The sequence below is a fragment of the Dactylosporangium sp. NPDC051087 genome, assembly GCF_055586325.1.
Genome location: NZ_JBVJIJ010000027.1, coordinates 74,077 through 96,126 on the forward strand (window position 1 = coordinate 74,077; position 22,050 = coordinate 96,126).

Annotated in this window: 23 protein-coding genes, 13 tRNA genes and 1 pseudogene; 24 read left to right on the plus strand and 13 right to left on the minus strand. The window is 71.8% G+C overall.

Features of this window, described 5'->3' with window-relative positions:
- Nucleotides 1–4: 4 nt before the first annotated feature.
- Nucleotides 5–913, minus strand: a complete 909-nt coding sequence (locus ACZ6TV_RS41125) for a 5'-3' exonuclease (protein WP_465304444.1) — start codon at nucleotides 911–913, stop codon at nucleotides 5–7.
- Between the two features lie 9 nt (nucleotides 914–922).
- The gene (locus ACZ6TV_RS41130) at nucleotides 923–1,873 is read right to left on the minus strand and encodes an anti-sigma factor RsbA family regulatory protein (RefSeq protein WP_465304446.1); all 951 of its coding nucleotides are present in this window, start codon (nucleotides 1,871–1,873) and stop codon (nucleotides 923–925) included.
- A 158-nt stretch (nucleotides 1,874–2,031) separates the two neighbouring features.
- On the opposite strand from ACZ6TV_RS41130, the gene ACZ6TV_RS41135 reads away from it, so the two are divergent.
- From ACZ6TV_RS41135 to ACZ6TV_RS41145, 3 genes are read left to right on the plus strand one after another with little or no spacing between them, the layout of a single operon-like run.
- Entirely contained in the window at nucleotides 2,032–3,129 is a 1,098-nt protein-coding gene (locus tag ACZ6TV_RS41135; RefSeq protein WP_465304448.1) for a M24 family metallopeptidase, read from the plus strand.
- A complete protein-coding gene (locus ACZ6TV_RS41140; protein WP_465304450.1) occupies nucleotides 3,126–4,253 on the plus strand; it encodes an acyl-CoA dehydrogenase family protein in 1,128 nt (375 codons plus the stop codon). Before ACZ6TV_RS41135 ends, ACZ6TV_RS41140 begins: the two co-directional genes overlap by 4 nt.
- 46 nt (nucleotides 4,254–4,299) lie before the next feature.
- Nucleotides 4,300–4,740 carry an Lrp/AsnC family transcriptional regulator gene (locus ACZ6TV_RS41145; RefSeq protein WP_465304452.1) on the plus strand — a complete coding sequence of 147 codons (441 nt, stop codon included), beginning with the start codon at nucleotides 4,300–4,302 and terminating at the stop codon, nucleotides 4,738–4,740.
- Here the strand turns inward: ACZ6TV_RS41145 and ACZ6TV_RS41150 are convergent.
- A complete protein-coding gene (locus ACZ6TV_RS41150; RefSeq protein ID WP_465304454.1) occupies nucleotides 4,737–5,540 on the minus strand; it encodes an HAD family hydrolase in 804 nt (267 codons plus the stop codon). The genes ACZ6TV_RS41145 and ACZ6TV_RS41150 overlap by 4 nt on opposite strands.
- On the opposite strand from ACZ6TV_RS41150, the gene ACZ6TV_RS41155 reads away from it, so the two are divergent.
- The 18 genes from ACZ6TV_RS41155 to ACZ6TV_RS41240 all read left to right on the plus strand — a co-directional run bounded on the left by ACZ6TV_RS41155 (nucleotide 5,464) and on the right by ACZ6TV_RS41240 (nucleotide 11,984).
- Complete coding sequence (locus ACZ6TV_RS41155; RefSeq protein WP_465304456.1) at nucleotides 5,464–6,033, plus strand: histidine phosphatase family protein; 570 nt, start codon at nucleotides 5,464–5,466, stop codon at nucleotides 6,031–6,033. The two genes, ACZ6TV_RS41150 and ACZ6TV_RS41155, sit on opposite strands and share 77 nt — an antisense overlap.
- A 376-nt stretch (nucleotides 6,034–6,409) precedes the next feature.
- Nucleotides 6,410–6,483: transfer RNA gene (locus ACZ6TV_RS41160), tRNA-Glu, on the plus strand.
- A gap of 538 nt (nucleotides 6,484–7,021) precedes the next feature.
- A tRNA-Gly gene (locus ACZ6TV_RS41165) sits at nucleotides 7,022–7,095 on the plus strand.
- Nucleotides 7,096–7,190: 95 nt separating this feature from the next.
- Nucleotides 7,191–7,262: transfer RNA gene (locus tag ACZ6TV_RS41170), tRNA-Gly, on the plus strand.
- A 43-nt stretch (nucleotides 7,263–7,305) separates the two neighbouring features.
- Nucleotides 7,306–7,378: transfer RNA gene (locus ACZ6TV_RS41175), tRNA-Gln, on the plus strand.
- A 5-nt stretch (nucleotides 7,379–7,383) separates the two neighbouring features.
- Nucleotides 7,384–7,456, plus strand: a tRNA-Leu gene (locus ACZ6TV_RS41180).
- A gap of 29 nt (nucleotides 7,457–7,485) precedes the next feature.
- Nucleotides 7,486–7,558 (plus strand) — tRNA-Arg (locus ACZ6TV_RS41185).
- 11 nt (nucleotides 7,559–7,569) lie between these two features.
- Nucleotides 7,570–7,642: transfer RNA gene (locus tag ACZ6TV_RS41190), tRNA-Lys, on the plus strand.
- Between the two features lies 1 nt (nucleotide 7,643).
- Nucleotides 7,644–7,720 (plus strand) — tRNA-Met (locus ACZ6TV_RS41195).
- Between the two features lie 17 nt (nucleotides 7,721–7,737).
- Nucleotides 7,738–7,813 (plus strand) — tRNA-Glu (locus ACZ6TV_RS41200).
- A 4-nt stretch (nucleotides 7,814–7,817) separates the two neighbouring features.
- A tRNA-Asn gene (locus tag ACZ6TV_RS41205) sits at nucleotides 7,818–7,890 on the plus strand.
- 15 nt (nucleotides 7,891–7,905) lie between these two features.
- Nucleotides 7,906–7,987 (plus strand) — tRNA-Tyr (locus ACZ6TV_RS41210).
- Between the two features lie 10 nt (nucleotides 7,988–7,997).
- Nucleotides 7,998–8,070 (plus strand) — tRNA-Arg (locus tag ACZ6TV_RS41215).
- A gap of 11 nt (nucleotides 8,071–8,081) precedes the next feature.
- Nucleotides 8,082–8,152 (plus strand) — tRNA-Cys (locus ACZ6TV_RS41220).
- A gap of 115 nt (nucleotides 8,153–8,267) precedes the next feature.
- A complete protein-coding gene (locus ACZ6TV_RS41225) occupies nucleotides 8,268–8,684 on the plus strand; it encodes a YciI family protein (protein WP_465304458.1) in 417 nt (138 codons plus the stop codon).
- Between the two features lie 4 nt (nucleotides 8,685–8,688).
- Nucleotides 8,689–9,906: an RNA polymerase sigma factor gene (locus ACZ6TV_RS41230; protein WP_465304460.1), complete on the plus strand. Its 1,218-nt coding sequence runs from the start codon at nucleotides 8,689–8,691 to the stop codon at nucleotides 9,904–9,906.
- Between the two features lie 4 nt (nucleotides 9,907–9,910).
- On the plus strand, nucleotides 9,911–10,288 hold the full coding sequence (locus tag ACZ6TV_RS41235) for a DUF1801 domain-containing protein (RefSeq protein ID WP_465304462.1): 378 nt from the start codon (nucleotides 9,911–9,913) through the stop codon (nucleotides 10,286–10,288).
- Between the two features lie 85 nt (nucleotides 10,289–10,373).
- The gene (locus ACZ6TV_RS41240; RefSeq protein WP_465304464.1) at nucleotides 10,374–11,984 is read left to right on the plus strand and encodes a M4 family metallopeptidase; all 1,611 of its coding nucleotides are present in this window, start codon (nucleotides 10,374–10,376) and stop codon (nucleotides 11,982–11,984) included.
- A 424-nt stretch (nucleotides 11,985–12,408) separates the two neighbouring features.
- On the opposite strand, the gene ACZ6TV_RS41245 is transcribed toward ACZ6TV_RS41240, so the two are convergent.
- The 4 genes from ACZ6TV_RS41245 to ACZ6TV_RS41260 form a co-directional block, all read right to left on the minus strand.
- Nucleotides 12,409–12,933 carry an SET domain-containing protein gene (locus tag ACZ6TV_RS41245; protein ID WP_465304466.1) on the minus strand — a complete coding sequence of 175 codons (525 nt, stop codon included), beginning with the start codon at nucleotides 12,931–12,933 and terminating at the stop codon, nucleotides 12,409–12,411.
- Nucleotides 12,930–13,787, minus strand: coding sequence for a hypothetical protein (locus tag ACZ6TV_RS41250; protein ID WP_465304468.1), 858 nt, complete (start codon nucleotides 13,785–13,787; stop codon nucleotides 12,930–12,932). The genes ACZ6TV_RS41245 and ACZ6TV_RS41250 overlap by 4 nt, the downstream gene beginning before the upstream one ends.
- Nucleotides 13,780–14,289, minus strand: coding sequence for a SigE family RNA polymerase sigma factor (locus ACZ6TV_RS41255; protein ID WP_465304470.1), 510 nt, complete (start codon nucleotides 14,287–14,289; stop codon nucleotides 13,780–13,782). The genes ACZ6TV_RS41250 and ACZ6TV_RS41255 overlap by 8 nt, the downstream gene beginning before the upstream one ends.
- 100 nt (nucleotides 14,290–14,389) lie before the next feature.
- Nucleotides 14,390–15,871: an LLM class flavin-dependent oxidoreductase gene (locus tag ACZ6TV_RS41260; RefSeq protein WP_465304472.1), complete on the minus strand. Its 1,482-nt coding sequence runs from the start codon at nucleotides 15,869–15,871 to the stop codon at nucleotides 14,390–14,392.
- A gap of 99 nt (nucleotides 15,872–15,970) precedes the next feature.
- On the opposite strand from ACZ6TV_RS41260, the gene ACZ6TV_RS41265 reads away from it, so the two are divergent.
- On the plus strand, nucleotides 15,971–16,720 hold the full coding sequence (locus ACZ6TV_RS41265) for a class I SAM-dependent methyltransferase (protein ID WP_465304580.1): 750 nt from the start codon (nucleotides 15,971–15,973) through the stop codon (nucleotides 16,718–16,720).
- A 19-nt stretch (nucleotides 16,721–16,739) separates the two neighbouring features.
- Nucleotides 16,740–17,255, plus strand: a complete 516-nt coding sequence (locus ACZ6TV_RS41270) for an LURP-one-related/scramblase family protein (RefSeq protein ID WP_465304474.1) — start codon at nucleotides 16,740–16,742, stop codon at nucleotides 17,253–17,255.
- Between the two features lies 1 nt (nucleotide 17,256).
- Here the strand turns inward: ACZ6TV_RS41270 and ACZ6TV_RS41275 are convergent, their stop codons facing one another.
- The 3 genes from ACZ6TV_RS41275 to ACZ6TV_RS41285 all read right to left on the minus strand — a co-directional run bounded on the left by ACZ6TV_RS41275 (nucleotide 17,257) and on the right by ACZ6TV_RS41285 (nucleotide 18,731).
- Nucleotides 17,257–17,787 (minus strand): DUF4352 domain-containing protein, encoded by a 531-nt coding sequence (locus ACZ6TV_RS41275; protein ID WP_465304476.1) that lies wholly within the window; start codon nucleotides 17,785–17,787, stop codon nucleotides 17,257–17,259.
- A gap of 160 nt (nucleotides 17,788–17,947) precedes the next feature.
- Nucleotides 17,948–18,094: a hypothetical protein gene (locus ACZ6TV_RS41280; RefSeq protein WP_465304478.1), complete on the minus strand. Its 147-nt coding sequence runs from the start codon at nucleotides 18,092–18,094 to the stop codon at nucleotides 17,948–17,950.
- 85 nt (nucleotides 18,095–18,179) lie between these two features.
- Nucleotides 18,180–18,731, minus strand: coding sequence for a TetR/AcrR family transcriptional regulator (locus ACZ6TV_RS41285; protein WP_465304480.1), 552 nt, complete (start codon nucleotides 18,729–18,731; stop codon nucleotides 18,180–18,182).
- Between the two features lie 96 nt (nucleotides 18,732–18,827).
- On the opposite strand from ACZ6TV_RS41285, the gene ACZ6TV_RS41290 reads away from it, so the two are divergent.
- Nucleotides 18,828–19,763, plus strand: coding sequence for an SDR family NAD(P)-dependent oxidoreductase (locus ACZ6TV_RS41290; RefSeq protein ID WP_465304482.1), 936 nt, complete (start codon nucleotides 18,828–18,830; stop codon nucleotides 19,761–19,763).
- A gap of 212 nt (nucleotides 19,764–19,975) precedes the next feature.
- Here the strand turns inward: ACZ6TV_RS41290 and ACZ6TV_RS41295 are convergent, their stop codons facing one another.
- The 3 genes and pseudogenes from ACZ6TV_RS41295 to ACZ6TV_RS41305 form a co-directional block, all read right to left on the minus strand.
- A complete protein-coding gene (locus ACZ6TV_RS41295; protein ID WP_465304484.1) occupies nucleotides 19,976–20,857 on the minus strand; it encodes an IS3 family transposase in 882 nt (293 codons plus the stop codon).
- Nucleotides 20,854–21,210 (minus strand): transposase, encoded by a 357-nt coding sequence (locus tag ACZ6TV_RS41300; RefSeq protein ID WP_465304486.1) that lies wholly within the window; start codon nucleotides 21,208–21,210, stop codon nucleotides 20,854–20,856. Before ACZ6TV_RS41300 ends, ACZ6TV_RS41295 begins: the two co-directional genes overlap by 4 nt.
- 590 nt (nucleotides 21,211–21,800) lie before the next feature.
- A pseudogene (locus ACZ6TV_RS41305) lies at nucleotides 21,801–22,022 on the minus strand (hypothetical protein); the annotation flags it as partial.
- Nucleotides 22,023–22,050 lie beyond the last annotated feature (28 nt).

Below are 22,050 nucleotides of genomic sequence, written 5' to 3' on the forward strand. Positions count from 1 at the left end.
GGGGTCAGGCGGCGAGGGCGTCGACGATGCGTTTGGCGGCGCCCTCCAGGCCCCACCGTTCGGCGAGGGCGAGCAGCGCGTCCGGGTCGGCGGGGGAGGCCGGCAGCTTGGTGTCGACGTCGCCGAGGTCGATGGTGCGGGCGACCGCCACCACGTCGCGGGCCGCCGTCAGGTAGTCGCGGCCCGCGGCGATCTTCGCGCGCAGGCCCGGGGCGAAGCCGGACGCCGGGTCGTCGAGCGCGGCGAGGATGCCGTCGAGGTCACCATACCGGTCGACGAGACGTGCGGCCGTCTTCTCCCCGACGCCCGCGACGCCGGGCAGCCCGTCGGACGGGTCGCCGCGCAGCGCCGCGAAGTCGGCGTAGCCCGCGGCCGGGACGCCGTACTTCGCGTGCAGGGCCGTGTTGTCGAGGACCTCCAGCTTCGCCACGCCGCGTCCGCAGTACAGCACGGTGACCCCGCGGGCGTCGTCGATGAGCTGGAACAGGTCGCGGTCGCCGGTGGCCACCTCGACGGGGCCGGGCTCGCGGGTGGCGAGGGTGCCGATGACGTCGTCGGCCTCGAAGTCGTGGGCGCCGACGGCGGTGATGCCGAGCGCGGCCAGGAACTCCAGGATGATCGGCACCTGCACGGACAGCGCGTCGGGGACCTCCTCGCCGCCGGCCGGGGTCAGCCGGTGCGCCTTGTAGGACGGCAGCAGCGCGACCCGCCACGCCGGCCGCCAGCTCTCGTCGAGGCAGCAGACGAGCCGGTCGGGCTGCCGGCCGCGCACGAGGGTGGACAGCATGTCGAGGAAGCCGCGGACCGCGTTGACCGGGGTGCCGTCGGGGGCGACGGCCGCCTTCTCGGGCACGCCGAAGAACGCGCGGAAATACAGGCTGGCGGAGTCGACGAGCAGCAGAGGACGGGCCACCCGACCACCCTAGCGAAGCACGTGCACCCGCGTCGTGGTGCCGGTCTGGCTGGTGTGTCGCTGCACGAGGTCGGACAGGTAGTGCACCATGACGAGCCCGCGCCCGCCGCGCCAGCCGGCGGGCTGCAGCCGGCCGGCCATCACGTCGGTGAGGTGGCCGAAGTCGCGGACCTCGCACACCACCCGCTCCTCGTCGTGCCAGGTGCGCAGCGTCCCGGAGCCGCCGGCGTGCATGATGCTGTTGGTGGCGAGCTCGTTGACGGCGCTCTGCAGGTCGCCGATGCGGTCCGGCGGCAGGTCCGCCTCCAGCCCCTCCTCGGCGACGGCGCGCCGGACCTTGACCAGGTCGTCGACCTCGAAGCGCAGCGTGGTGGCGCCGAACGGCGGCTCGGACAGCGGCACGTTGTAGGCGTCGGTGATGCCATACGGGTCGTAGGCGTCGCTGGGCGACCGGCCGCCGGCGTCGATCATCACCGGATGGGTGGCGTAGGCGTCCTTCACCACGTGCGGCTGCAGGCGGCTGGTGTTGTACGGGCAGAGGATCGCCGCCTCGCGCTCCTGGAACGCCACGTTGATCATCGCCTCGTGCTGGACGCAGGCGGGATACTCGTCCTCGGAGCGGCTCGGCCAGATCGGCTCGCCGATGATGCGGACCCGCTGGCCGGCGTGCTCGTCCATGAACCCCGTCAGCACCCACGGGATGATCCGGCCCGGGTTGCGCCCGGCGGCGGTCATGTCGAGGAACATGACGACGTCGGCGAAGGCGCCGAGCCGCTCGCGGATCAGCTGCACGTTGGCCGGCGGGGTGGCGACGGCGATCGGCTCGCCGAGCGAGACGCCGTCATAGATGAACTTCATCGTGCCGTCGAGATAGCTCGCCTGGTCGTGATACAGCAAGGCCTCATGGACGAACGGCCCGGTGAGCCGGTCGCCGGTGATCGTGCCACCACCTGCGCTCATGAGATGCGCTGCTCATCTCGATTCGGAAACGGCCTGCCACTGGCCTTTACTCAAGCTCCGCTTGCAGACTACGCCACATGTGGCCGGTCGACACCTATCCGACGGTATCGACCTCGGCCTGTCGCCCTCGAACCCGAACGACCGTTAAGCTTGGACGCGTGTCCCAGAAGGAACAGCGACTCCGTGCCGCACAGCTCGCCGCCACCGCCGCCGGGCTCGACGCGTTGCTCATCCCGCCCAGCGCCGACCTGCAGTATCTCACGGGATACGACGCCCACGCGCTGGAGCGGCTCACCCTGCTCGTGCTGCCCGCCGACGGCGAGCCGACCCTGATCGTGCCCCGCCTGGAGCGGCCCGCCGCCGAGGCCGCCGACCCGCAGGGCGTGCGCATCGTCGACCACGTCGACGGGTCGGATCCCTATGACCTGGTGACCGCCGCGCTGGCCAAGGCGAAGCCCGACGCCGTCGGGCTCGGCAACCGGATGTGGGCCGAGCAGGTCCTCGCCCTGCGCGCCGCGCTGCCGTCGGCCGAGCAGCGCCTCGCCGGCGCCGTCCTCGCCGGACTGCGGCTGCGCAAGGCACCCGACGAGGTCGAGTCGCTGCGCCGCGCCGGGCAGGCGATCGACGCCGTCCACGCCCAGATGGGCCAGTGGCTGCGGGCCGGCCGCACCGAGAACGAGGTCGCCGCCGACATCGCCGCCGCGATCCGCGCCGCCGGGCACGCGACCGTCGAGTTCACCATCGTCGCGTCCGGGCCCAACGGCGCGAGCCCGCACCACGGCACGTCCGACCGCGTGATCGCCGAGGGCGAGCCCGTCGTCGTCGACATCGGCGGCCGCATGCCCGACGGCTACTGCTCCGACTCGACCCGCACCTACTGCGTCGGCGAGCCGCCCGCCGAGTTCGCCGCCTACTACCAGGTGCTCCTGGAGGCGCAGCGGGCCGCGGTCGCCGCCGTCCGGCCCGGGGTCACCGCCGCCTCCGTGGACGCCGCCGCCCGCGACCTCATCGCCGCCGCCGGCTTCGGCGACGCGTTCCTGCACCGCACCGGCCACGGCATCGGCCTGGACGGGCACGAGGACCCCTACATCGTCGCCGGCAACGACACCCCGCTCGAAGCGGGCATGGCGTTCTCGATCGAGCCCGGCATCTACCTCGCCGGCAGGCACGGCGCCCGCATCGAGGACATCGTCGTGTGCACCGGCACCGGCGTCGACCGGCTCAACACGCTGCCGACCGAGCTGGTGATCCTGTGACCGCCGTCGACCGGATCCTGCCGACGGAAGAAGCGGCCGACCTCCTCGGCCTCGTGCGGGAGATCGCCGACGGGGAGCTCGCCCCGCGCGTCGACGACTTCGAGGCCCGGGCCCAGTTCCCCCGCGAGCTGTTCCGCCTCCTCGGCCGGGCCGGGCTGCTCGGGCTGCCGTTCGACCCCGAGCACGGCGGCGGCGGCCAGCCCTACGAGGTGTATCTGCAGGTCCTCGAGGAGATCGCGGCCCGCTGGCTCGCCGTCGCCGAAGGCGTGTCCGTGCACAGCCTCGCCTGCTACCCGACGGCCGCCTTCGGCACCGAGACACAGCGCAAACGACACCTGCCCGACATGCTCGGCGGCGAGCTGCTCGGCGCCTACTGCCTGTCCGAGCCGCAGAGCGGGTCCGACGCGGCATCGCTCACCACCCGCGCGGAGCCCGACGGCGACGGGTATCGGATCAGCGGCACGAAGGCCTGGATCACCCACGGCGGCAAGGCGGACTTCTACAACGTCTTCTGCCGCACCCCCGAAGGCATCTCCTGCCTGCTGGTGGACGCCGGCACCGAAGGCCTGCTGCCGCAGGCACCCGAGCGGACCATGGGGCTGCGGTCCTCGACCGTCGCGCAGATCGTCCTCGACGGCGCGCACGTGCCCGCCGACCGGCTTCTCGGCGACGCCGGCGGCGGCTTCAAGATCGCACTGAGCGCCCTGGACGGCGGCCGGCTCGGCATCGCCGCCTGCGCCGTCGGGCTCGCCCAGGCCGCCCTCGACTACGCCGTCGGCTACGCCAAGGAGCGGGAGCAGTTCGGCCGGCCCGTCATGCAGTTCCAGGGCGTCGGGTTCATGCTCGCCGACATGGCCACCCAGGTCTCCGCCGCCCGGGCGCTGTATCTGTCCGCGGCCAGGCTCCGCGACGCCGGCCGCCCGCACGGCGCCGAAGCGGCCAAGGCGAAACTGTTCTGCACCGACACCGCGATGAAGGTCACCACCGACGCCGTGCAGGTCCTCGGCGGCGCCGGCTACGTGCAGGACCACCCCGTCGAGCGGTACATGCGCGAGGCCAAGGTGCTGCAGATCTTCGAAGGCACCAACCAGATCCAACGCCTGGTGATCGCCCGGTCGCTCTGAGGATCACGGCTGCGTCGAAGTTGCCGGTCAGGTTAGGGTTCGTGCCGTGGAAGAGACCGATCGCGCGATCGTCGCGGCCCTCGCGGCCGACGGCCGCCTGTCCTACACCGACCTCGCCGAGCGGGTCGGCCTGTCGGTGTCCGCCGTGCACCAGCGGGTCCGCCGCCTGGAGCAGCGCGGCGTCGTCAAGGGCTACACGGCACGGCTCGACCACGACGCGATCGGGCTGCCGCTGACGGCGTTCGTGGCGATCCGCCCCATCGACCCGTCCCAGCCCGACGACGCCCCCGACCGGCTCGCCAAGCTGCCCCAGATCGAGTCGTGCTACTCCGTCGCCGGCGAGGACTTCTATCTGCTGCTCGTCCGGGTCGAGAGCCCCCTCGCCCTGGAGCGGCTGCTGCAGGAGATCCGGACCGCGGCCAACGTCATCACCCGCACCACGGTCGTGCTGTCCACGCCGTATGAGAACCGGTCGCCGAGGATCTAGCGCCGCGCGCGGGTGATCGCGTCGCCGACGCCCGCGGTGTCGGACAGGTCCGGCAGCACCACGTGCGCGCCCGCCGCCGCCAGCTCACCGGCCGTGTAGCGGCCCGTCGCCACGGCCACCACACCCGCGCCCGTCGCCAGGGCCGCCTCGACGTCCAGGGGCGTGTCGCCGACGAGGACCGTCCGGCGGCCGGCGAAGTCGCGGTCGTACCGGTGCCGCGCCGCCGCCCTCGCGATGTCCACCAGGTTCGCCCGGACGGCGTGACTCCAGCCGTAGGCGCCCGCGTCGAGATCCAGGTGCTCGACGAGCCCGAACGGGCCGAGCTTCACCTCCGCGATCCGCCGCAGGTTGCCCGTCAGCACCGACTGCACCCCCGCGACGGACGTGACGGCCGCCAGCGCACCCGGCAACGCCCGGCCACGCACCGGCAACAGGTGCGCCAGCTCCTCGAACGCGGCCTCCGCGGCGACCCGCAACGCCTCCAGGTGCTCCTCGTCCGCCGGCGCGCCGTTGAGCCGCAGCACGTCGTGCGCGATCGCCCGGTCGGTGCGCCCCGCCATCGCCGGCTGGTGCGCGACCGGCCGCCCGTACCTCCGAAGAAACGCCAGATCGTAGGCCTCACGACCCAGTCCATCGACGTCGACGAGTGTATGGTCAACATCCCAGAGCACCAGAACCTCGTCCACGAGACGCACTGTAGCGAAGCGAGGCAGAATGAGGCGGATGGGCGACATCGTGGTGGTCCGGCACGGCCAGACCGAGTGGAGCGCCGGTGGGCGCCACACCTCCAGGACCGACATCGACCTCACCCACGAGGGTGAGCAGCGGGCCCGCGCGCTCAGCCGGGCCTTCGTGACGGCCGGCTTCGTCGCCGTCGTCAGCAGCCCCCGCCGCCGCGCGCTGCGCACCGCCGAGCTCGCCGGCCTCACCGTCACCGAGGTCGACGCCGACGTCGCCGAGTGGGACTACGGCACCTACGAGGGCCTCACCACGGCGGAGATCCGGGCCGAGCGGCCGGACTGGGACCTGTGGGCCGACGGCTGCCCGGACGGCGAGTCGCCGGAGCACGTCACGGACCGGCTCGACCGCTTCCTGGCCCGGGTCCGGCCGATGCTCGTCGTCGGCGACGTCGCCGTCGTCAGCCACGGCCACGCGTCCCGGGCCCTGGCGTCCCGGTGGATCGGCGAGCCGGTCACGTTCGGCGCGCGGCTCAGCCTCGACACCGCGACCCTGTCCGTCCTCGGCCACGAACACGACCGGCCGTCGATCCGCACCTGGAACGCGACCGTATGAATCCCGCCGATAAATAGGGTTGTCGCCGGCGCGGATGCGCCCTATTGTTTTCATCAACACCGGATGAAACGCGAATCGACAGGAGATAGGCCATGAAGCGGCACCCCTCGAATGCACCGCAGCGGCGCCTGCCGCTCGGCGGCGGGGAAGCCGTGCTCGAAGGCGGTCTCCTCGGTTATCGCGGATGTCGTCTGGAGCGACTTGAGCAGCACCTGGGCAGGTGGAGCGGCTAGCAGCCCGCTGGCAGAAGCACCCCACCGCCCTTCCCGCAGCCGGGACCGGGCGGTTTTTCTTTGCCCACTCCCCGGCCGATGAATGCCGTTCTTTGACAATTCAAAAGTGGATGGCGCACGTCTATATGCAAGTGCGAAACAAGCGCCCGTGAGGCTGAGGAAGGTAGACCACTGGACTCTCAATCCGGAAGACCGGGTTCAACCCCCGGACGGGCGACAACCCATCGTACACTTGTACGATGGGAGAGAAATCGCAGATATTCGACGATCGCGCTGCAGTGTTTGCCGCCGTCTCGCAGGCCAGGTCTCGCCGGCAGGCGCTGATCGTCTTGGGGATCACGCCTGGCCGGCGCATGCACCAGCGGCTCGCGGATGCCTGCGAACGCTACGGTCGGGAGCTGCCGGCGCCCATCGTGAGATGGGAGCCGGACTCGGCGACCAAGGTGTGCACGGGCTGCCGGGCCGAGCTGCCGGTTGAGCGCTTCGCGATGAAGTATCAGCGCACCGGCCGCCGTCAGGCGCGGTGCCGCCCCTGCATGGCGGAGCTCCGCCATGACCACTATGCCCGCAACCGGCAACGCCTGATGCCGATCCCCTCGTCCTGGAGTTCGACCATGTCTCCGACGGCAAGATGGCCAACATCTCGGAGATGGTCCACCTGGCCGACTGGTCACGGATCGCCGCCGAGATCGCCAAGTGTGTGGTGCGCGAACTGCCATCGTCGCAAGACGCTGGTGCAGGCTCGCCATCTGCGCGCGGTAGTCGTCCAACGGGTAGGACACCTGCCTTCCAAGCAGACCGTGACGGGGTTCGAGTCCCCGCTACCGCTCTCGTCCGGAGGTGTTGGCAGTTGCGGGGGAACTGTCAACATCCCGGACGCCCACCCGGCAACACCCTGACAGCACAGAGATCAGCACCATCAATGCGGTTGTAGCTCAGTGGTAGAGCGTCGCCTTGCCATGGCGAAGGTCCCGGGTTCGAGTCCCGGTTGCCGCTCCGTTCTCCGGCCCGGGCGGGCCATCACCCCGCCCGGGCACCTTGCAGGCTGGTGTAACCCGGCAACACATCCGGCTCTGAACCGGACATTGGGGGTTCGAATCCTCCGCCTGCAGCTCACGCCCTCGTGGTCCAACGGTAGAGGCACGGCGTTGAGGTCGTCGTAGGTGCGCGTTCGAATCGCGCCGAGGGCACGCAGTACAGGCAACACGGCAACACACACGTCTTCGTAGCTCAGTGGAGAGAGCACCAGGTTGCGGACCTGAAGGTCGCTGGTTCGAGTCCAGCCGAGGACACGCAGCACCGCGCGCCGCTAGCTCAATGGGTAGAGCGGCTGGCTCTTAACCAGCGTGTTCGGGGTTCGAGTCCCTGGCGGCGCACTGCGGGGTGGAGGAGTTCGGTCGTCCTCGCCGGTCTCATAAGCCGGAGCATCGTGGGTTCGAATCCCACCCCCGCATCTTTCGTGGCAAGACATGGCGCGGTGGACGAATTGGGAGAGTCGCCCGGCTTTCACCCGGGACACTGTGCGGGTTCGAGGCCCGTCCGCGCTACCGGTCCGGCGTCGCCCAATCGGCAGGGCAAACGGCTGTTAACCGTTCAGGTCCCGGTTCGAGTCCGGGCGCCGGAGCAACACCACCATCATGCGGGTGCGCCGACGTTTGGAGAGTCGGGCCTGGCTGTAAACCAGGTGCATCGCTCAGGGGGTTCGAATCCCTCCACCCGCACGCACGGCACGCCTTCGTAGCTCAGTGGAGAGAGCACCAGGTTCCGAACCTGACGGTCGCTGGTTCGAGTCCAGCCGAGGGCACGCACGACCATGACCGTATGCCCGAGGGGTGAGGGGGCCGCCTGCAAAGCGGTGTACGCCGGTTCGAGTCCGGCTTCGGTCTCGAGATTCGTCGGCAACCGGTACGTGGGACCATGTCGAAACCGCGGGTGCGGCTCCGTTTCCATGGTGACCGCTGTGCCGGACGGGCGCCGCGGCGGGGACGTGAGGGGCCTGAGATGCCGAAGTACCTGCTGATCGTGGACTACAACGGCGGCGACGTCGACACGCCGATGGAGCAGTGGGCGCCGGAGGAGATCGCGGCGCACATGGACTACTACGGTGCGCTGCGGCAGGAGCTGCTGGACAGCGGTGAACTGTTCGACCAGCACGCGCTGACCGGTCCGGAGCATGCGAAGGTCGTGACCTGGGACGGGACCGGCGCGCCGGTGGTCAGCGACGGGCCGTTCGCCGAGTCGAAGGAGATGCTCGCCGGGTTCCAGATCGTCGACGTCGTCGACGAGGCGCGGGCCGTCGAGATCGCTGCGAAGGTCTCGTGCGTGCCCGGACCGGGCGGGGTGCCGCAGCGGCAGCCGATCACGGTCCGGCGGGTGATGGACGCCGCCGACTTCGAGCTGCTGACCTCCGAGGTCTGAGCCGGTGCCCGACCGCCTCGAGGACCTGCTGCGCGAGCTGGCGCCGCAGGTCCTCGGCGCGCTCGTGCGCCGGTTCGGGGATTTCTGCGCGGCCGAGGACGCCACCCAGGAGGCGCTGCTGGCGGCCGCGACCCACTGGGACATCGTCCCGGACAACCCGCGGGGCTGGCTGATCCAGACCGGTGCGCGGAAGCTGCTCGACCAGCTGCGCGCCGACCGGGCCAGGCGGCGCCGCGAGGTGCTCTCGATCGAGCCGCCGCCGCAGGTGTACGACCGTGACGACACCCTGACCGTGCTGTTCCTGTGCTGTCATCCGCAGCTGAGCGAGGCGTCGGCGATCGCGTTGACGCTGCGTGCCGTCGGCGGGCTCACCACCGGCGAGATCGCCCGGGCGTTCCTGGTGCCGGAGGCGACGATGGGGCAGCGGATCAGCCGTGCGAAGCAGCGGATCCGTTCCCTCGGCGCGCCGTTGCGGATGCCGGAGGGGCCGGAGTGGGCGTCGCGGCTGCGGTCCGTGCTGCACGTGCTGTATCTGATCTTCAACGAGGGGTACGCCGCCGGCGGTGGCGAGCTCGTGCGCGCCGACCTGTCCGGTGAGGCGATCAGGCTGGCGCGGATGCTCCGCGAACTGCTGCCCGGCGACGGTGAGGTCGCCGGGCTACTGGCGTTGATGCTGCTCACCGACGCGCGGCGGCCGGCCCGCGTCGACGCCGCCGGTGATCTGGTGCCGCTCGCCGAGCAGGACCGCGGGCGGTGGCTGCGGCCGCTGATCGCGGAGGGCACGGCGGTGCTCGACGCGGCGTTCACCGCGGGCGCGGTCGGGCCGTTCCAGCTGCAGGCGGCGATCGCCGCCCTGCACGACCGGGCCGCGAGCACCGAGGGGACCGACTGGCCGCAGATCCTCGCGCTGTACGGGCTGCTCGAACGCATGACGGGCAGTCCCGTCGTCGCGTTGAACCGGGCGGTCGCGGCGGCGATGGTGCACGGGCCGGCCGAAGGGCTGCGGCTGCTGGAGGCGCTGGACGCGCGGCTGCCGGGCAGTCACCGGCTCGACGCGGTCCGCGGGCACCTGTGCGAGCTGGCGGGTGAGGTGGAGGCGGCGGTCGCGCACTACCGGGCGGCCGCGGCGGGCACCGCGAGCGCCCCGGAGCGGCGTTACCTGACCATGCGCGCGGCCCGGCTCGGTCACGCGGAAAGTTGTCGTACCCCCGTCGTACCGTGAGCGCATGACGGACGTGGAGGCATTTGTCGCAGGGGTGGCCGACGAGCGGCGGCGTGAGGAGGCCCGGCACCTCGTCGCGCTGATGGGTGCGGTCACCGGTCAGCCGGCGGTCATGTGGGGCAGCTCGATCATCGGTTTCGGCACCCGGCACTATCGCTACGAGTCGGGCCGGGAGGGCGACGTCGCACTGGTGGGCTTCTCGCCGCGCAAGGCCCAGACGGTGCTCTATCTGACTGGCGGTGTCGACGCCTATCAGGATCTGCTCGACCGGCTCGGTCCGTGTTCGACCGGCAAGGGCTGCCTGTATCTCAAGCGGGTGGCCGACGCCGACGACGCCGTCCTGCGCGAGATCGTGGCCCGGTCCTACAACATGATCTTGTAACGAGGGGTTCACCAGACATTCATACACTGATATATGTCGATGCGTGACGTCACCCGTCACGGATGGACCCACTCAGGGAGGGCCAGTGAGAACAAGCATCGCGGCGCTGATCGGCGCCGTGCTCGTCATCCCCGCGACGGCGACCGCCGCGTTCGCGGGACCCGCCGTCGAGGTGTCGGGCGGCTCCGCCGCCGACTCGGCCGGCGCGTCGGCCGCCACCCGCGCGCTGCGGCTGAACGCCGCCGACGCGAAGGTCGCGGGCGGGGACGCGTTCCAGGTCTACCGGACCCAGGTCGACGCCGGCGGCGCGGCCCACGTGCGCTACACCCGGACCTATCACGGCCTGCGCGTCTATGGCGGCGACGTCGTCGTGCACACCGACGCCAAGGGCGCCTACGCGGGCACGTCCAACAGCCTCGACGCGCCGCTGCGCCTGAGCGTCACCCCCGCCGTCGCCGGCGCCGCCGCGCAGGGCGCCGCGAAGACCGCGTTCGCCGGCCGGGTGACCGCGACCCGGGCGCCGCAGCTCATGATCGACGCGTCCAGCGGCACCGGGCGCCTCGCCTGGGAGAGCGTCGTGGAGGGCTGGGCACCCGACGGTCAGACCCCGTCGGTGCTGCACGTCGTCACCGACGCGACCAGCAACGAGGTCCTCGGCACCTGGGACGAGATCGAGACCGTCGCCGGCACCGGGCGGACCATCTACTCGGGCAACGTCAGCATCGACACCACGCTGAGCAGCGGCACGTATCGGATGAGCGACCCCTCGCACGGCAACAACACCGCCTGCGACATGAACAACACGACGTCCGGCACGTGCACCGTCTTCACCGACGCCGACAACACGTGGGGCACCAACGCCAACAGCAACCGGCAGTCCGCCGGCGCCGACGCCTACTTCGGCGCCGCGAAGACGTTCGACTACTTCAAGAACGTCCACGGCCGCAACGGCATCTTCGGCAACGGCGCGGGCGTGCCCTCCCGGGTGCACTACGGCAACGCGTATGTCAACGCGTTCTGGGACGGGTCGCGGATGACCTACGGTGACGGCTCCGGCAACGCGCGGCCGCTCGTCTCCCTCGACGTCGCCGGCCACGAGATGGCGCACGGCGTGACGGCCAACATCGTCTCCGGCGGCCTCACCTACTCCGGCGAGTCCGGCGGTCTCAACGAGGCCACCAGCGACATCTTCGGCTCGATGGTCGAGTTCTACGCCAACACCGCCAGCGACCCGGGCGACTACCAGATCGGCGAGAAGATCAACATCCGGGGCAACGGGACGCCGCTGCGCTACATGTACAACCCCTCGCTCGACGGCTCGTCGCACAGCTGCTGGTCGACCAGCACCAAGAACGTCGACGTGCACTACAGCTCCGGCCCGGCGAACCACTTCTTCTTCAACCTCGCCAACGGCACCGGCAGCACCGCCTACGGCACGTCCCCGGTCTGCGGCTCCGCGCCCGCCGTCACCGGCATCGGCCGGTCGAAGGCCGAGCTGATCTGGTTCCGCGCCGTGAACCTGTACTTCACGTCCAACACCTCGTACGTCAACAGCTCCAACCCGGGCAACACGGCCCGGGCGTACTCGCTGCGCGCCGCGGCGGACCTGTACGGCAACTGCTCCACCGAGTACAAGGCGGTCCGGGCCGCCTGGACCGCGGTGAACGTCGCCGGCAACGACGCCGCCTGCCCGTAGGCAACACCCCGGTGAGGCCCGGCCACCACTCTCGGCGGCCGGGCCTTGCCATGCCCCGGGTGAGGCCCTGCACCGCCCGGCGATCGGGCTCACCGCGCAGCGGACCTTGCCGCGAGGGGGACCTTGCCGCGCGGTCGAGGCCTGCCGCGGCTGGGCCTGCCGCGGTGGCGTCAGGGGATTGCTGCGGCGGGCTTGCCGCTCAACGGGGCTGTCGCGGCGGGCTTGCCACGCGGCGGGCCTGATGCAGTGGGTCGGTCGCGCTCAGGCGTGCGCGGTGGGGTCTGCCGCGTTGAAGGTTGCGTGGTGGGCGGGCCGTGGCGGGATTGTGGTGGGCGCCGCGGTCGGGTTCTGCTGCGATCAGGGCTGGGGCGATCAGGCTCGGGCGTCAAGGGCGGGCATCAGGGCGGGCATCAAGGCCGGTTCGTCAGGGAGTGAGATCGATCAGGGCGCGCAGGGCAGGGACCCAGTGCGGGCCGTAGCGGTCGCGGAGGTCGGCCAGCCGCCAGTCGCCGCCGGTCACGGTGCCGCGGCACAGCGCCGAGCCGCACCGGCACGGCATCGCGAAGTCCTCGGCCGCGGTGCTGGTCGCGTAGTCGTTGGTGAGCTCCTCCCCGGCGGCGAGGTCGCGCCGGGCGCTGAGGGTGTAGGCGTCGGTCCACCACAGGTTCGGGTCGCAGCTGTGGTTGCCCTTCCCGTTCGGCCGTCCGGGTGGCAGCACCAGGTGCAGGTCCTCGCCGACGGTGATGGTGTCGACGTACGCGCCGCCGGGCCGTGCCGCCGCGCTGAGCAGCTCACGCAGCTCCGGCCCGCCGACCAGCCGCCCGCCGAGCCGCGACACGGCCGTCCCCGCCGGGATCGGGGCCAGCGTGAAGAGCCCCTCCCCGGCGATCACCGACGCCCCGGCCACCACATCCGGGTGCAGCCAGCAGTCGTCGGCGGGGGTGGTCACGGGACCAGCCAGGCGCGCAGTGGCTGCAGCGCCGCGTCGGTGACGATCTGCACGTCGGACGCGTGGGGGGTGCCGGTGCCCTCCGAGCCGCCGAACATGAGGGCCGTCGTCACGGAGCCGATGCGGATGTACGTGTCGAACGTCGTGACCTCGCCGTCGACCTCGTCCGTCGCCGGGTTGAGCCGGGGACCGGTGGTCTCGATCCGGAACGCCTCGTCGCCGGTGCCCTGCAGCGGGACCAGCCGGTACGAGCGGCGGCCGTGCTGCACGGGTTCGCCCGGGCAGGCGGTGACGGCGGCGCGGAGCTGGCTCATGAACGCCTCGGCCTGGCCGGTCTTCCAGATGGTGACGTTCTGGTCGATGGTCTCCGCGGACGTCTTTCCCGGGTCGCCCACGTGGTGGAAGTGCGTCTGCCGGTTGCGTTGCGCGACGATCTGGGTCTTGGCCGGCAGCGCGCCCTTGCACGGGGCGGCGAACGTGATCGCGCCGCGGTCGGCGTCGGCGACGTCGGACCGGTTCGCGGCCGGCAGCCGCAGCATCGCGGTCGCCGGGATCGACGTCGGCGGCCTGGCCGTCGACACCGCCGTGGGCTGTGCCGATGCCGCGGGTGCCGTGGCCGACCCCGGCGGGGACTGCGACGGTTCGACGGTGACGACCGGGTCGGCGCCGCGGTGCCGCAGCACGCCCCAGGCCGTGCCGGCGACCCCGACCGACACGACGACGGCGGCGCACGCGATCAGGACCCGGGTGCGGGCCCGCCGGTCGGCCGTGCGGCGGATCGCCTGCGGCGGGCTGAGCGCGCCACCGGCCGCGTCGCGGGCCAGGGCGCCGTACAGGTGGCTGAGCTCAGGCATCGTGCACCCCCATGCTGCGGGCCGGGTCGAGGTCGCTGAGGATCTCCGCGAGCCGGGACCGCCCCCGCGACAGCCACGACTTGACGGTGTTCGGGGTGGCGCCGATCTCCTGGGCGATCTGGTCGACGGACAGGTCGGCCAGGTAGTGCAGGGCCAGGGCCTGCCGCTGCCGCACCGGCAGCCGCCGCAGGGCGTTGGTGAGCAGGACCGTGTCCTCGCTCGGCGGACCGGCCGTCGCGGGTGGCCCGGTCCGCGCGGCGACGCTCAGCCAGCCGCGCTGCCGCCGCCACCGGTCGGTCGCCAGCCGCGTCACGACCAGGCGGATCCACGCCTCCGGCGACGGGTGCGCCATCACCGTGTCCCACCGCCGCCACGCCCGCGCGTACGCCTCCTGCACGATGTCCTGCGCCTCCGCCCGGTCGGCGACCACCGCGTAGCCGAAGCGCAGCATCCGCGCCGCCGTGGTGCGGTAGAACTCGTCGAATGCCCTAGGGTCCCGCACGTCCCCGTTCGCCCTCCCCGTCCTGTGCCCGTCCTGCCCTGTTACTGGGTACGGACGAGCGGCCCCGTAGGTTGCAGGTCCGGCGGAGTGTAGACGCGGGTCAGAAGATGCGGAGCCTGCCGAGGGGGCCGACGAGCTCGCGCTCCTCGTACGCGAGGTGGGACAGCAGCGTCTCGCCGAGCTGGTCGACGGCCTTGCGCACCTCGCCGATCCCGTCGGGCCGCGACACCATCGCGACCAGCGCGGCGTCGACCCGCTCGAGCACGTCGGCGATCACGTGGTGCTCGGCCTCCAGGCGGTCCACGACGGGGGCGAGCCGCGGGTCGGCGGCCCGCAGCCGCGGGAACAGGTTCACGTCCTCGATGGTGTGGTGGGTGGTGACGACCCGGCAGTAGCTCTCGCAGTACGTGCCGAGCGTCCACGAGTTCTGCCGCATCGTCATCGTGTTGATCATCGACCGGGCCGCGCCGAGGTCCATGGCGCCGGCGGCGACCTGCTCGACGAGGTCCCGCAGCTGCTCCAGCTCCTGCCGGAGGTGGTTGTGCACGTCGACCAGATGCTGCCCGGACGCCCGTTCGGCGGCGGTCAGCGGCACCTCGTCGACGGGCCCGGTCGGGCGCTGCGCCTCGTCCCACACCGTGATTCCCGTCGATCCGCCCTCGGTCGTCGCCGCGGCGTCGGTACCGCCACCGCCGGCGCCGCCCGTGCCGCCTCTTCCGGCTTCGACGAGCGCGCGGACCTGCGGTACCACATCCTCGGCGAAACGGCGCAGGTCGGCGCCGCCACCGGCCTGGACCATGAGGATGAACGTGCTGATCCCCTCGTCCAGGGCGAGGCCGGCCAGCCGCGGCGCCCACTGCTTGACGGGCCCGTCCAGGGGCGCCTGCCCGGCGACGATGTTGTACAGCCGCCGCACGTCCTTCGGGTCCCGTCCGGCGGCGGTCGCGGCCTCGTCGATGCGCCGGTTGGCCTCGGTGAGCTGCGGCGGCGGCACGTACGGCGCGCTGGGCAGCCACCCGTCGGCGACCCGCCCGACGAGCCGCAGCATGCGGGGCTTGACGCCGCCGATCCAGATGCCGATGGGGTGCGCCGCGGGCGGTCCGGGGTGCGCGCCGCGCAGCCGGTAGTGGGTGCCGTCGACCCTGGCGCTGCGCTCGTCGCTCCACAGGGCGCGGATGACCCGCACCGCCTCCTCGAGGGCCTCGATCGACGCGCCCGGCGTGAGCACCTCCCCGCCCATCCCGGCGATCGCGTCCCAGAACGCGCCCGCGCCGAGCCCGAGCTCGACCCGGCCGCCGGTGAGCACGTCCAGCCCGGCCGCGGCCCGGGCGAGCACGGCGGGCGGCCGCAGCGGTAGGTTGGCGACGTTGGGGAACACGGTCAGCCTGCTGGTCCGCGCCGCGATGAAGGACAACAGCGTCCACGCGTCGAGGAACCGCGCCTGGTAGGGGTGATCCTGCACGCTGGCCAGATCCAGCCCGAGCTCCTCGGTGAGCACGGCGAGCCGCAACGTCTCCTCGGCGACGGCCGCCTCGGCCGGCAGAAACGTCCCGAACCGCAGCTCATGCCCATAGTCGGTCATGCAGATATTCTGCCACACAGACGATTGTCGTTGACGCTCCGCTCCCTGTGAGCATCCCCACCGGACCGCGGCCGCTGCCATGATGGGGGCGTGAACAGCATGGGGGCGGGCGACCGGTTCGGTGAGGTCGCCGAGGTGTACGACGATGCCCGGCCCGGCTACCCGCCGGAGGTCGCCGCGGCCATCCTGTCCTATGTGGAGCGTCCGCCGGCGACGGTCGCGGAGATCGGCGCCGGCACCGGCCACGGCACGGAGGTCCTGGCCGCGCTGGGCGCACCGGTCGTCTGCGTCGAGCCCGACGCGCGGATGGCCGCGATCCTCGCCGCCCGGCACCCCGCGGTGACGGTGGCGGTGACGCCGTTCGAGCGCTGGGTGCCGCCACCGGGCGGGGTGTCGCTGCTCGGCTGCGCGATGGCCTGGCACTGGCTGGACCCGCGGACCCGCGCGAGGAGGGCGTTCGACGCGATCACGCCCGGCGGGACGCTCGCCGTGTTCGGTCACCGGTACGCCTACGCCGACCCCGCCCACAGTGCCGCCCTCGACGTGGCGTTCCGATCGGTCGGCGGCGAAGAACCGCCGGCGCGGCCCGACACCTGGGCCCGCGACGACATCACCGCGGCGGGCCTGTTCGACGACGTGACGCTGGTACAGACGGCGCGGCCACTGCCGATGTCAACCTCCGCGTATCTGCGGCTGGTGCGCACCTTCGGACCGTTCCGGGCCAGGCCGCCGCACGAGCAGGAGGCGCTGCTGGCCGCGCTGACCAGGACGCTCACCGACCTCGGCGGCGGCACCGTCCTGGACCTGCGGACCAGCCTGGCGCTCGCTCGGCGGGCGGCGGTGGCGTGACCGGAGGAGAATCGGCGGCATGTATGTCATCAAGGAACGGTTCTTCGACATCGGCGACGACTTCGACATCACCGACGACTCGGGACAGGTGGTGCTGCACGTCGACGGCAAGGTGCTGAGCCTGCGTGACAAGCTCGTCATCGAGGACCCGCACGGCGCCGAGGTCGCGTCCGTGCACCGGCACCTGATCGCGTTGCGACCGACGTACACCATCGAAATCGGCGGCGAGAAGGCCGCTGAGGTGCGCAAGAAGCTCTTCACGCCGTTCCGCGAGAAGTTCACCATCGACCTGCCGGGCGACGACGACCTGACGATGACCGGGGACCTGTTCGACCACGAGTACACCGTGGAGCGCGACGGCCGCGAGGTCGCCTCGGTGTCCAAGCGCTGGCTCAGCATCCGCGACAGCTACGCGGTGCGCATCGGCGACGGCGAGAACCATGTCCTGATCCTCGCCGCCGTCCTCGCCCTCGAACTCGCGACGCAGCGCGAGAAGGACGAGGAGAAGAAAAAGAAGGAAGCGCTGCAGGACTGAGTCACAGCGTCCAGTAGCCGGCGTCGCCGTCGGCGAGCAGGTTCGTCAATGCCACCTTCGCGCCCTTCTCAGCGCCTTTCGCCGCGTCGAACACGACCGACCCCGACGACTTCTGCCCCGGCGCGAGGTCCTGGGCGCTGAGGTTGTTCACGCCGGTCATGAAGGTGGTGTTGTAGGCGGTGCCGTCGGCGGCGACCAGCTTGAACGACCCGGACGAGATCGAGAACTTGCCCTCGGTCACCACGACCGTCACGTCTGCGACGATGAACTGCCCCTTCTCCGGTTTGTCGAACTGGTTGGAGGGCTTCACGTTGGACCGCACGTTCGACAACGTGATGGATGCCTTGGTGCTGGAGCCGAACACGCTCTCGGTGAGGGTCAGCGCCTCCCCGGCCTTGACGGTCGCCGCCGGTGCCTTCGACCCCGTGCCGCCGCCGGCGGCGCCCGCGCTGGTCGAGCTGCCGGACGTGCCGGCGCCGCAGGCGATGAGCAGGGCGGCGATCGGGACGGCGGCGAGGATGGGCAGACGCATGCGACGACTCCAGACGGGGAAGGGAACGACCGTCCGGAAGTCTCACCGCGCCCTTGCCGGGTCCGCCAGACCCCGCCGGGAAGTCCATCCGCGCGGGTTCGGCGGCCCGGCGCCTCCGGGCGCCGACCGTCGTCACGGGTGGGGCCGGACGGCGGGCGGATCAGGACGGGCCGGCGTCCGCCTTCGTGTCGCAGCAGGCGTCGCAGCGCCGGTCGAGCCAGTCGACCCGCCACTCCCGCCCGGCCCGGTCCTGGACCCGGTGGTCGCCGCCGTCGGACGGGTCGTCGATGTCGTCGACCGGGAACACCTGACAGGCGCTCCCGGCGGGACGACATGCAGGCGGAAGTCCCCCCGCTCGCCGGCGACGATCAGCCCGAACCGGCCGATGTCCGTCACCGGGCCCGGACACCGTCCATGAGCAGGTCCAGTAGCCGGCCGGCCTGAGCGCGCTGCTCCGGGTCGCCGGTGGCCAGGCAGATGCCGTTGATCGCCGTGAGCAGGTCGACGGGGTCGACGTCGACACGCAGGACGCCGCCGGCGGCGGCGAGCAGGTCGCCCACCGCGGCGACGAGTCGCTCCCGGCTGTGCGCGAACGGCGTCCCGCCCGCGGCGATCACCATCTTCAACGCGCCGGCCAGCCCGCGCTTGGTGGCCATGTAGTCGACGAAGCGGTCCATCCACACGCGCAGCGCCCGGTCCGGCGGCTCCGCGGCGATCAGCTCCGGCACGGCGTCGCACAGCCGGGCGAGCTCGGTGCGATACACCTCCTCGATCAGCGCCTCCCGGGTCGGGAAGTGCCGGTAGAGCGTGCCGATGCCGACCCCGGCGTGCTTGGCGATCGCGTCGAGGGTGACCTCCGGGGCGTCGGCGAGGGCGACGACCGCGACGTCGAGGAGGCGGGCACGGTTGCGCTGCGCGTCGGCCCGCAACGGTCGCTGGGGCATCACACTCCCCGAGGGTTGGCAATCGGAGGCGACTCCGCTTATCGTGGGGAGCGGGTAGTGGAGGCTCCTCCGCTACTGATCCTACAGGGGGACACCATGGCACCCATCACCACGCCGTTCAGCCGCGAGTCGACCGCCCAGCAGGTCATCGAGGGCATCGACCTCACCGGCCGGCGGGCCGTCGTGACCGGCGGCGCCTCCGGCATCGGCGTCGAGACCGCCCGCGCCCTCGCCGGGGCCGGCGCGGAGGTCACCCTGGCCGTCCGCGACACGTCCGCCGGCGACCGCACCGCCGAGGACATCGTCGCGACCACCGGCAACAAGCAGGTCCACGTCGCCCGGCTCGACCTCGCCGACCAGGCGTCGGTGCGCGCGTTCACCGCCGCGTGGGACGGCCCGCTGCACATCCTGGTCAACAACGCTGGCGTGATGGCCTCACCGCTGATGCGCACCCCCGAGGGCTGGGAGATGCAGTTCGCGACCAACCACCTCGGCCACTTCGCGCTCGCGACCGGCCTGCACGCGGCCCTCGCCGCCGAGGGCGCCCGCGTCGTGAGCGTCAGCTCCAGCGCCCACCTGCGCTCCGACATCGTCTTCGACGACATCCACTTCGAGCACCGCGCATATGAGCCCTGGTCGGCCTATGGGCAGTCGAAGACGGCCAACGTGCTCTTCGCCGTCGAAGCCACCCGCCGCTGGTCCGCCGACGGCATCCTCGTCAACGCCGTCATGCCCGGCAGCATCCGCACCGCCCTGCAGCGCCACGTCACCGACGAGGAGCTCGACCGCCTCCGCGCCGCCGCCGGCGGCGGCACCTTCCAGTGGAAGACCACCGAGCAGGGCGCCGCCACATCGGTGCTGCTCGCCACGTCCCCACTCCTGGACGGCATCGGCGGCCGCTACTTCGAGGACTGCAACGAGGCCGGCCCGGTGCAGGAGGGCAACAGCCGGCGCGGGGTCGCGGCATATGCCCTGGACCCGGCGTCCGCCACCCGCCTGTGGACCGTCTCGGAGACCACCTTGGCCCGCTGACGACCGTCGACCCGCTCGGACCGGGCGGGGCTTTCGGGTCGCGCTCACGGCCACGTCTCGGTCCTGGCCATGCCTCGGTCCTGGCCACGGCTCGACCCTGGCCACGGCTGGACGCGCGATGGCCGACACTGCTCCGGATGGGCAGCGGCGGCGGCCACCACCGCCCACCTGGTGGGCTTGACCCGTTTGGCGGACGGGGTCGTTGTGGTGGTTCAGGCTGTCTGGGTTTCGTAGGCGGTTGGGCTGAGGTAGCCGAGGCTGGAGTGTCGTCGTCGGGTGTTGTACCAGCCCTCGATGTATTCGAAGGTGGCTTTGCGGGCGGTGATGCGGGTCGGCCATGCCGGACGGTGCAGCAGTTCGGTCTTCAGGGTGGCGAAGAACGACTCGGCGACCGCGTTGTCCCAGCACTGCCCGCGCCGGCCGACTGACAGCCGGACGCCGTGGTCGGCGGCGAGGCGGGCATGTTGGGTGCTGGTGTACTGGCAGCCGCGGTCGGAATGGAAGATCAGCCCTGACACGGGCCGTCGCCGGCGCAGCGCGTCGGTGAGGACGTCATCGACGAGGTTGGTGCGTAGGTGGTCGGCGGTGGCCCAGCCGACGACGCGGCGGGAGGCCAGGTCGATCACGGTGGCCAGGTAGAGCCACCCTTCCCAGGTGTTGATGTAGGTGATGTCGCCGCACCAACGGGTATCGATTGCGGCGGGGTCCGGCGCGAAGTCCCGCTGGATCAGGTCCGGGCGGTGCGCAGCGGCAGCGTCCGGGACCGTGGTGACCTGCCAGCGGCGCGGGATCTTGCCACGGCAGCCGGCGCCGCGCATGAGCCGGGCGACGCGTTTACGGCCGTGCCGGTGCCCGGCCTCGGTGAGTTCGGCGTGGATGCGCGGCGCGCCATACGTGCCGTTTGAGGTGTCGTGGATCGCGATGATCCGAGCGGTCAGGTCCTGGTCGGTGCGGGCCCGGTCGGACTGGTGGTTGCGCCGGTAGTAGGCGGACCGGGAGACCGACAGCAGCTCGCACGCGCGCTTCACGTTGCGCTGACCGATCTGCCCAGCCTGCCTGGCCTGCTCCGCCTCGATGAACGGATACACGTTCACCGGGTCTCCCTCGCGAAGAAAGCCGTCGCCCGCTTCAGGATGTCGACGTCCTCCCGCAGCTGGCGGTTCTCCCGCCGCAGCCGAGCCAAATCGGCGCACTCGTCCGACGTCACCTCACCAGCTGCTGTCGTGGCCAGCCCGTCAGTCGGGTCCGCACCGGCACAACTGTCGATCTCAGCTTGCTTGACCCAGTCCCGTACCGCGGTCTCGGTCAGATCGAAATCCCGCGACACCTGCCCGATCGAACGCTCCCCACGCTGGCACAACTCCACGATCTCGGCCTTGAACTCCGCCGTGAACGCACGACGAGGCCGAGGCCGCTTCTTCCCCATGCTCTCCATGATGCTGGACATCCTCCCGAAGCCCACAGGCTCCTGATCTCAGATGTCCGCCAAAACGGGGCAGGCCCAGGGCGACTGGGTCTGGCCCCGGTCGAGGGTTGGCGGCCCGCCGGCCGGAGCAGCCCCGAGGGTCGAGTGCGTCGCCGACGTCGCGGGGGCAGCGAGGAAGGCGGCGCGAGGAAACGGCGCGAGGAAGGCGGCGCGAGAAAGGCGGCGCGACGAGGGTCGCGAGGAACGGGCGCGAGGAGGCGGCGCGGGACGGCGAAGCGGCGGCGCGTATGGACGAGGCCGCCGTTCCGCGGGCAGCCTCCGGCGGGTGCCGTCGCATGTTCGCGTGGACGGGTGCCCCGGTCGTCGGCCGTGTGCGCACGGTCGGCCCGTCGACCCGCGTGCGCCGCTCGTCGTCGCCCTTCTCCGGACAGTGAGGCCACGACGACAGCAGTGCGGGGGGTCGCGTCCGTTGGCGTGATGGGACCGGGCCGTGGTGGGCGTCGTACAGCACGAGTCGCAACCCGGTCAGGCCGCGGGCGGTCAGAGGCGACCACGGAGCGCAGGAAAGCCAGCCAGCCGGCGCCGTCCTCGTCCGAGGTGACGTCCAGGCCGAGGATCTCCCGCCGCCCGTCAGCGTTCACGACGGTGGGCGATGAGAGTGCGCCCGCGATCCGGCTGTGGTCGCGGACCTTCACCACCAGAGTGTCCAACGCCAGAAGGTGTGGGGGCCGGTTGCGGAATGCTTCGATCCAGCGCGGGTGTCCCAGTCGAGGAGCCGGTAGCCGCTGGTTCGAGCGTTCCTCGCTGCGCAACGCAGCAGATCGGTTCCTCACGCAGACACCGGTGGAACGGCGAGCCGGG

Coding starts and splice junctions, on each gene's coding strand:
- ACZ6TV_RS41235 (WP_465304462.1), top strand. CDS start 9,911: ATGACGGACGTGGAGGCATTTGTCGCAGGGGTGGCCGACGAGCGGCGG.
- ACZ6TV_RS41150 (WP_465304454.1), bottom strand. CDS start 5,540: ATGTCGGTCCTGGAGGTGTGGCGCCCACCGGCGCTCCACTCGGTCTGG.
- ACZ6TV_RS41155 (WP_465304456.1), top strand. CDS start 5,464: ATGGGCGACATCGTGGTGGTCCGGCACGGCCAGACCGAGTGGAGCGCC.
- ACZ6TV_RS41260 (WP_465304472.1), bottom strand. CDS start 15,871: ATGACCGACTATGGGCATGAGCTGCGGTTCGGGACGTTTCTGCCGGCC.
- ACZ6TV_RS41275 (WP_465304476.1), bottom strand. CDS start 17,787: ATGCGTCTGCCCATCCTCGCCGCCGTCCCGATCGCCGCCCTGCTCATC.
- ACZ6TV_RS41290 (WP_465304482.1), top strand. CDS start 18,828: ATGGCACCCATCACCACGCCGTTCAGCCGCGAGTCGACCGCCCAGCAG.
- ACZ6TV_RS41270 (WP_465304474.1), top strand. CDS start 16,740: ATGTATGTCATCAAGGAACGGTTCTTCGACATCGGCGACGACTTCGAC.
- ACZ6TV_RS41300 (WP_465304486.1), bottom strand. CDS start 21,210: ATGTCCAGCATCATGGAGAGCATGGGGAAGAAGCGGCCTCGGCCTCGT.
- ACZ6TV_RS41225 (WP_465304458.1), top strand. CDS start 8,268: ATGCCGAAGTACCTGCTGATCGTGGACTACAACGGCGGCGACGTCGAC.
- ACZ6TV_RS41130 (WP_465304446.1), bottom strand. CDS start 1,873: ATGAGCGCAGGTGGTGGCACGATCACCGGCGACCGGCTCACCGGGCCG.
- ACZ6TV_RS41285 (WP_465304480.1), bottom strand. CDS start 18,731: ATGCCCCAGCGACCGTTGCGGGCCGACGCGCAGCGCAACCGTGCCCGC.
- ACZ6TV_RS41250 (WP_465304468.1), bottom strand. CDS start 13,787: ATGCCTGAGCTCAGCCACCTGTACGGCGCCCTGGCCCGCGACGCGGCC.
- ACZ6TV_RS41265 (WP_465304580.1), top strand. CDS start 15,971: ATGGGGGCGGGCGACCGGTTCGGTGAGGTCGCCGAGGTGTACGACGAT.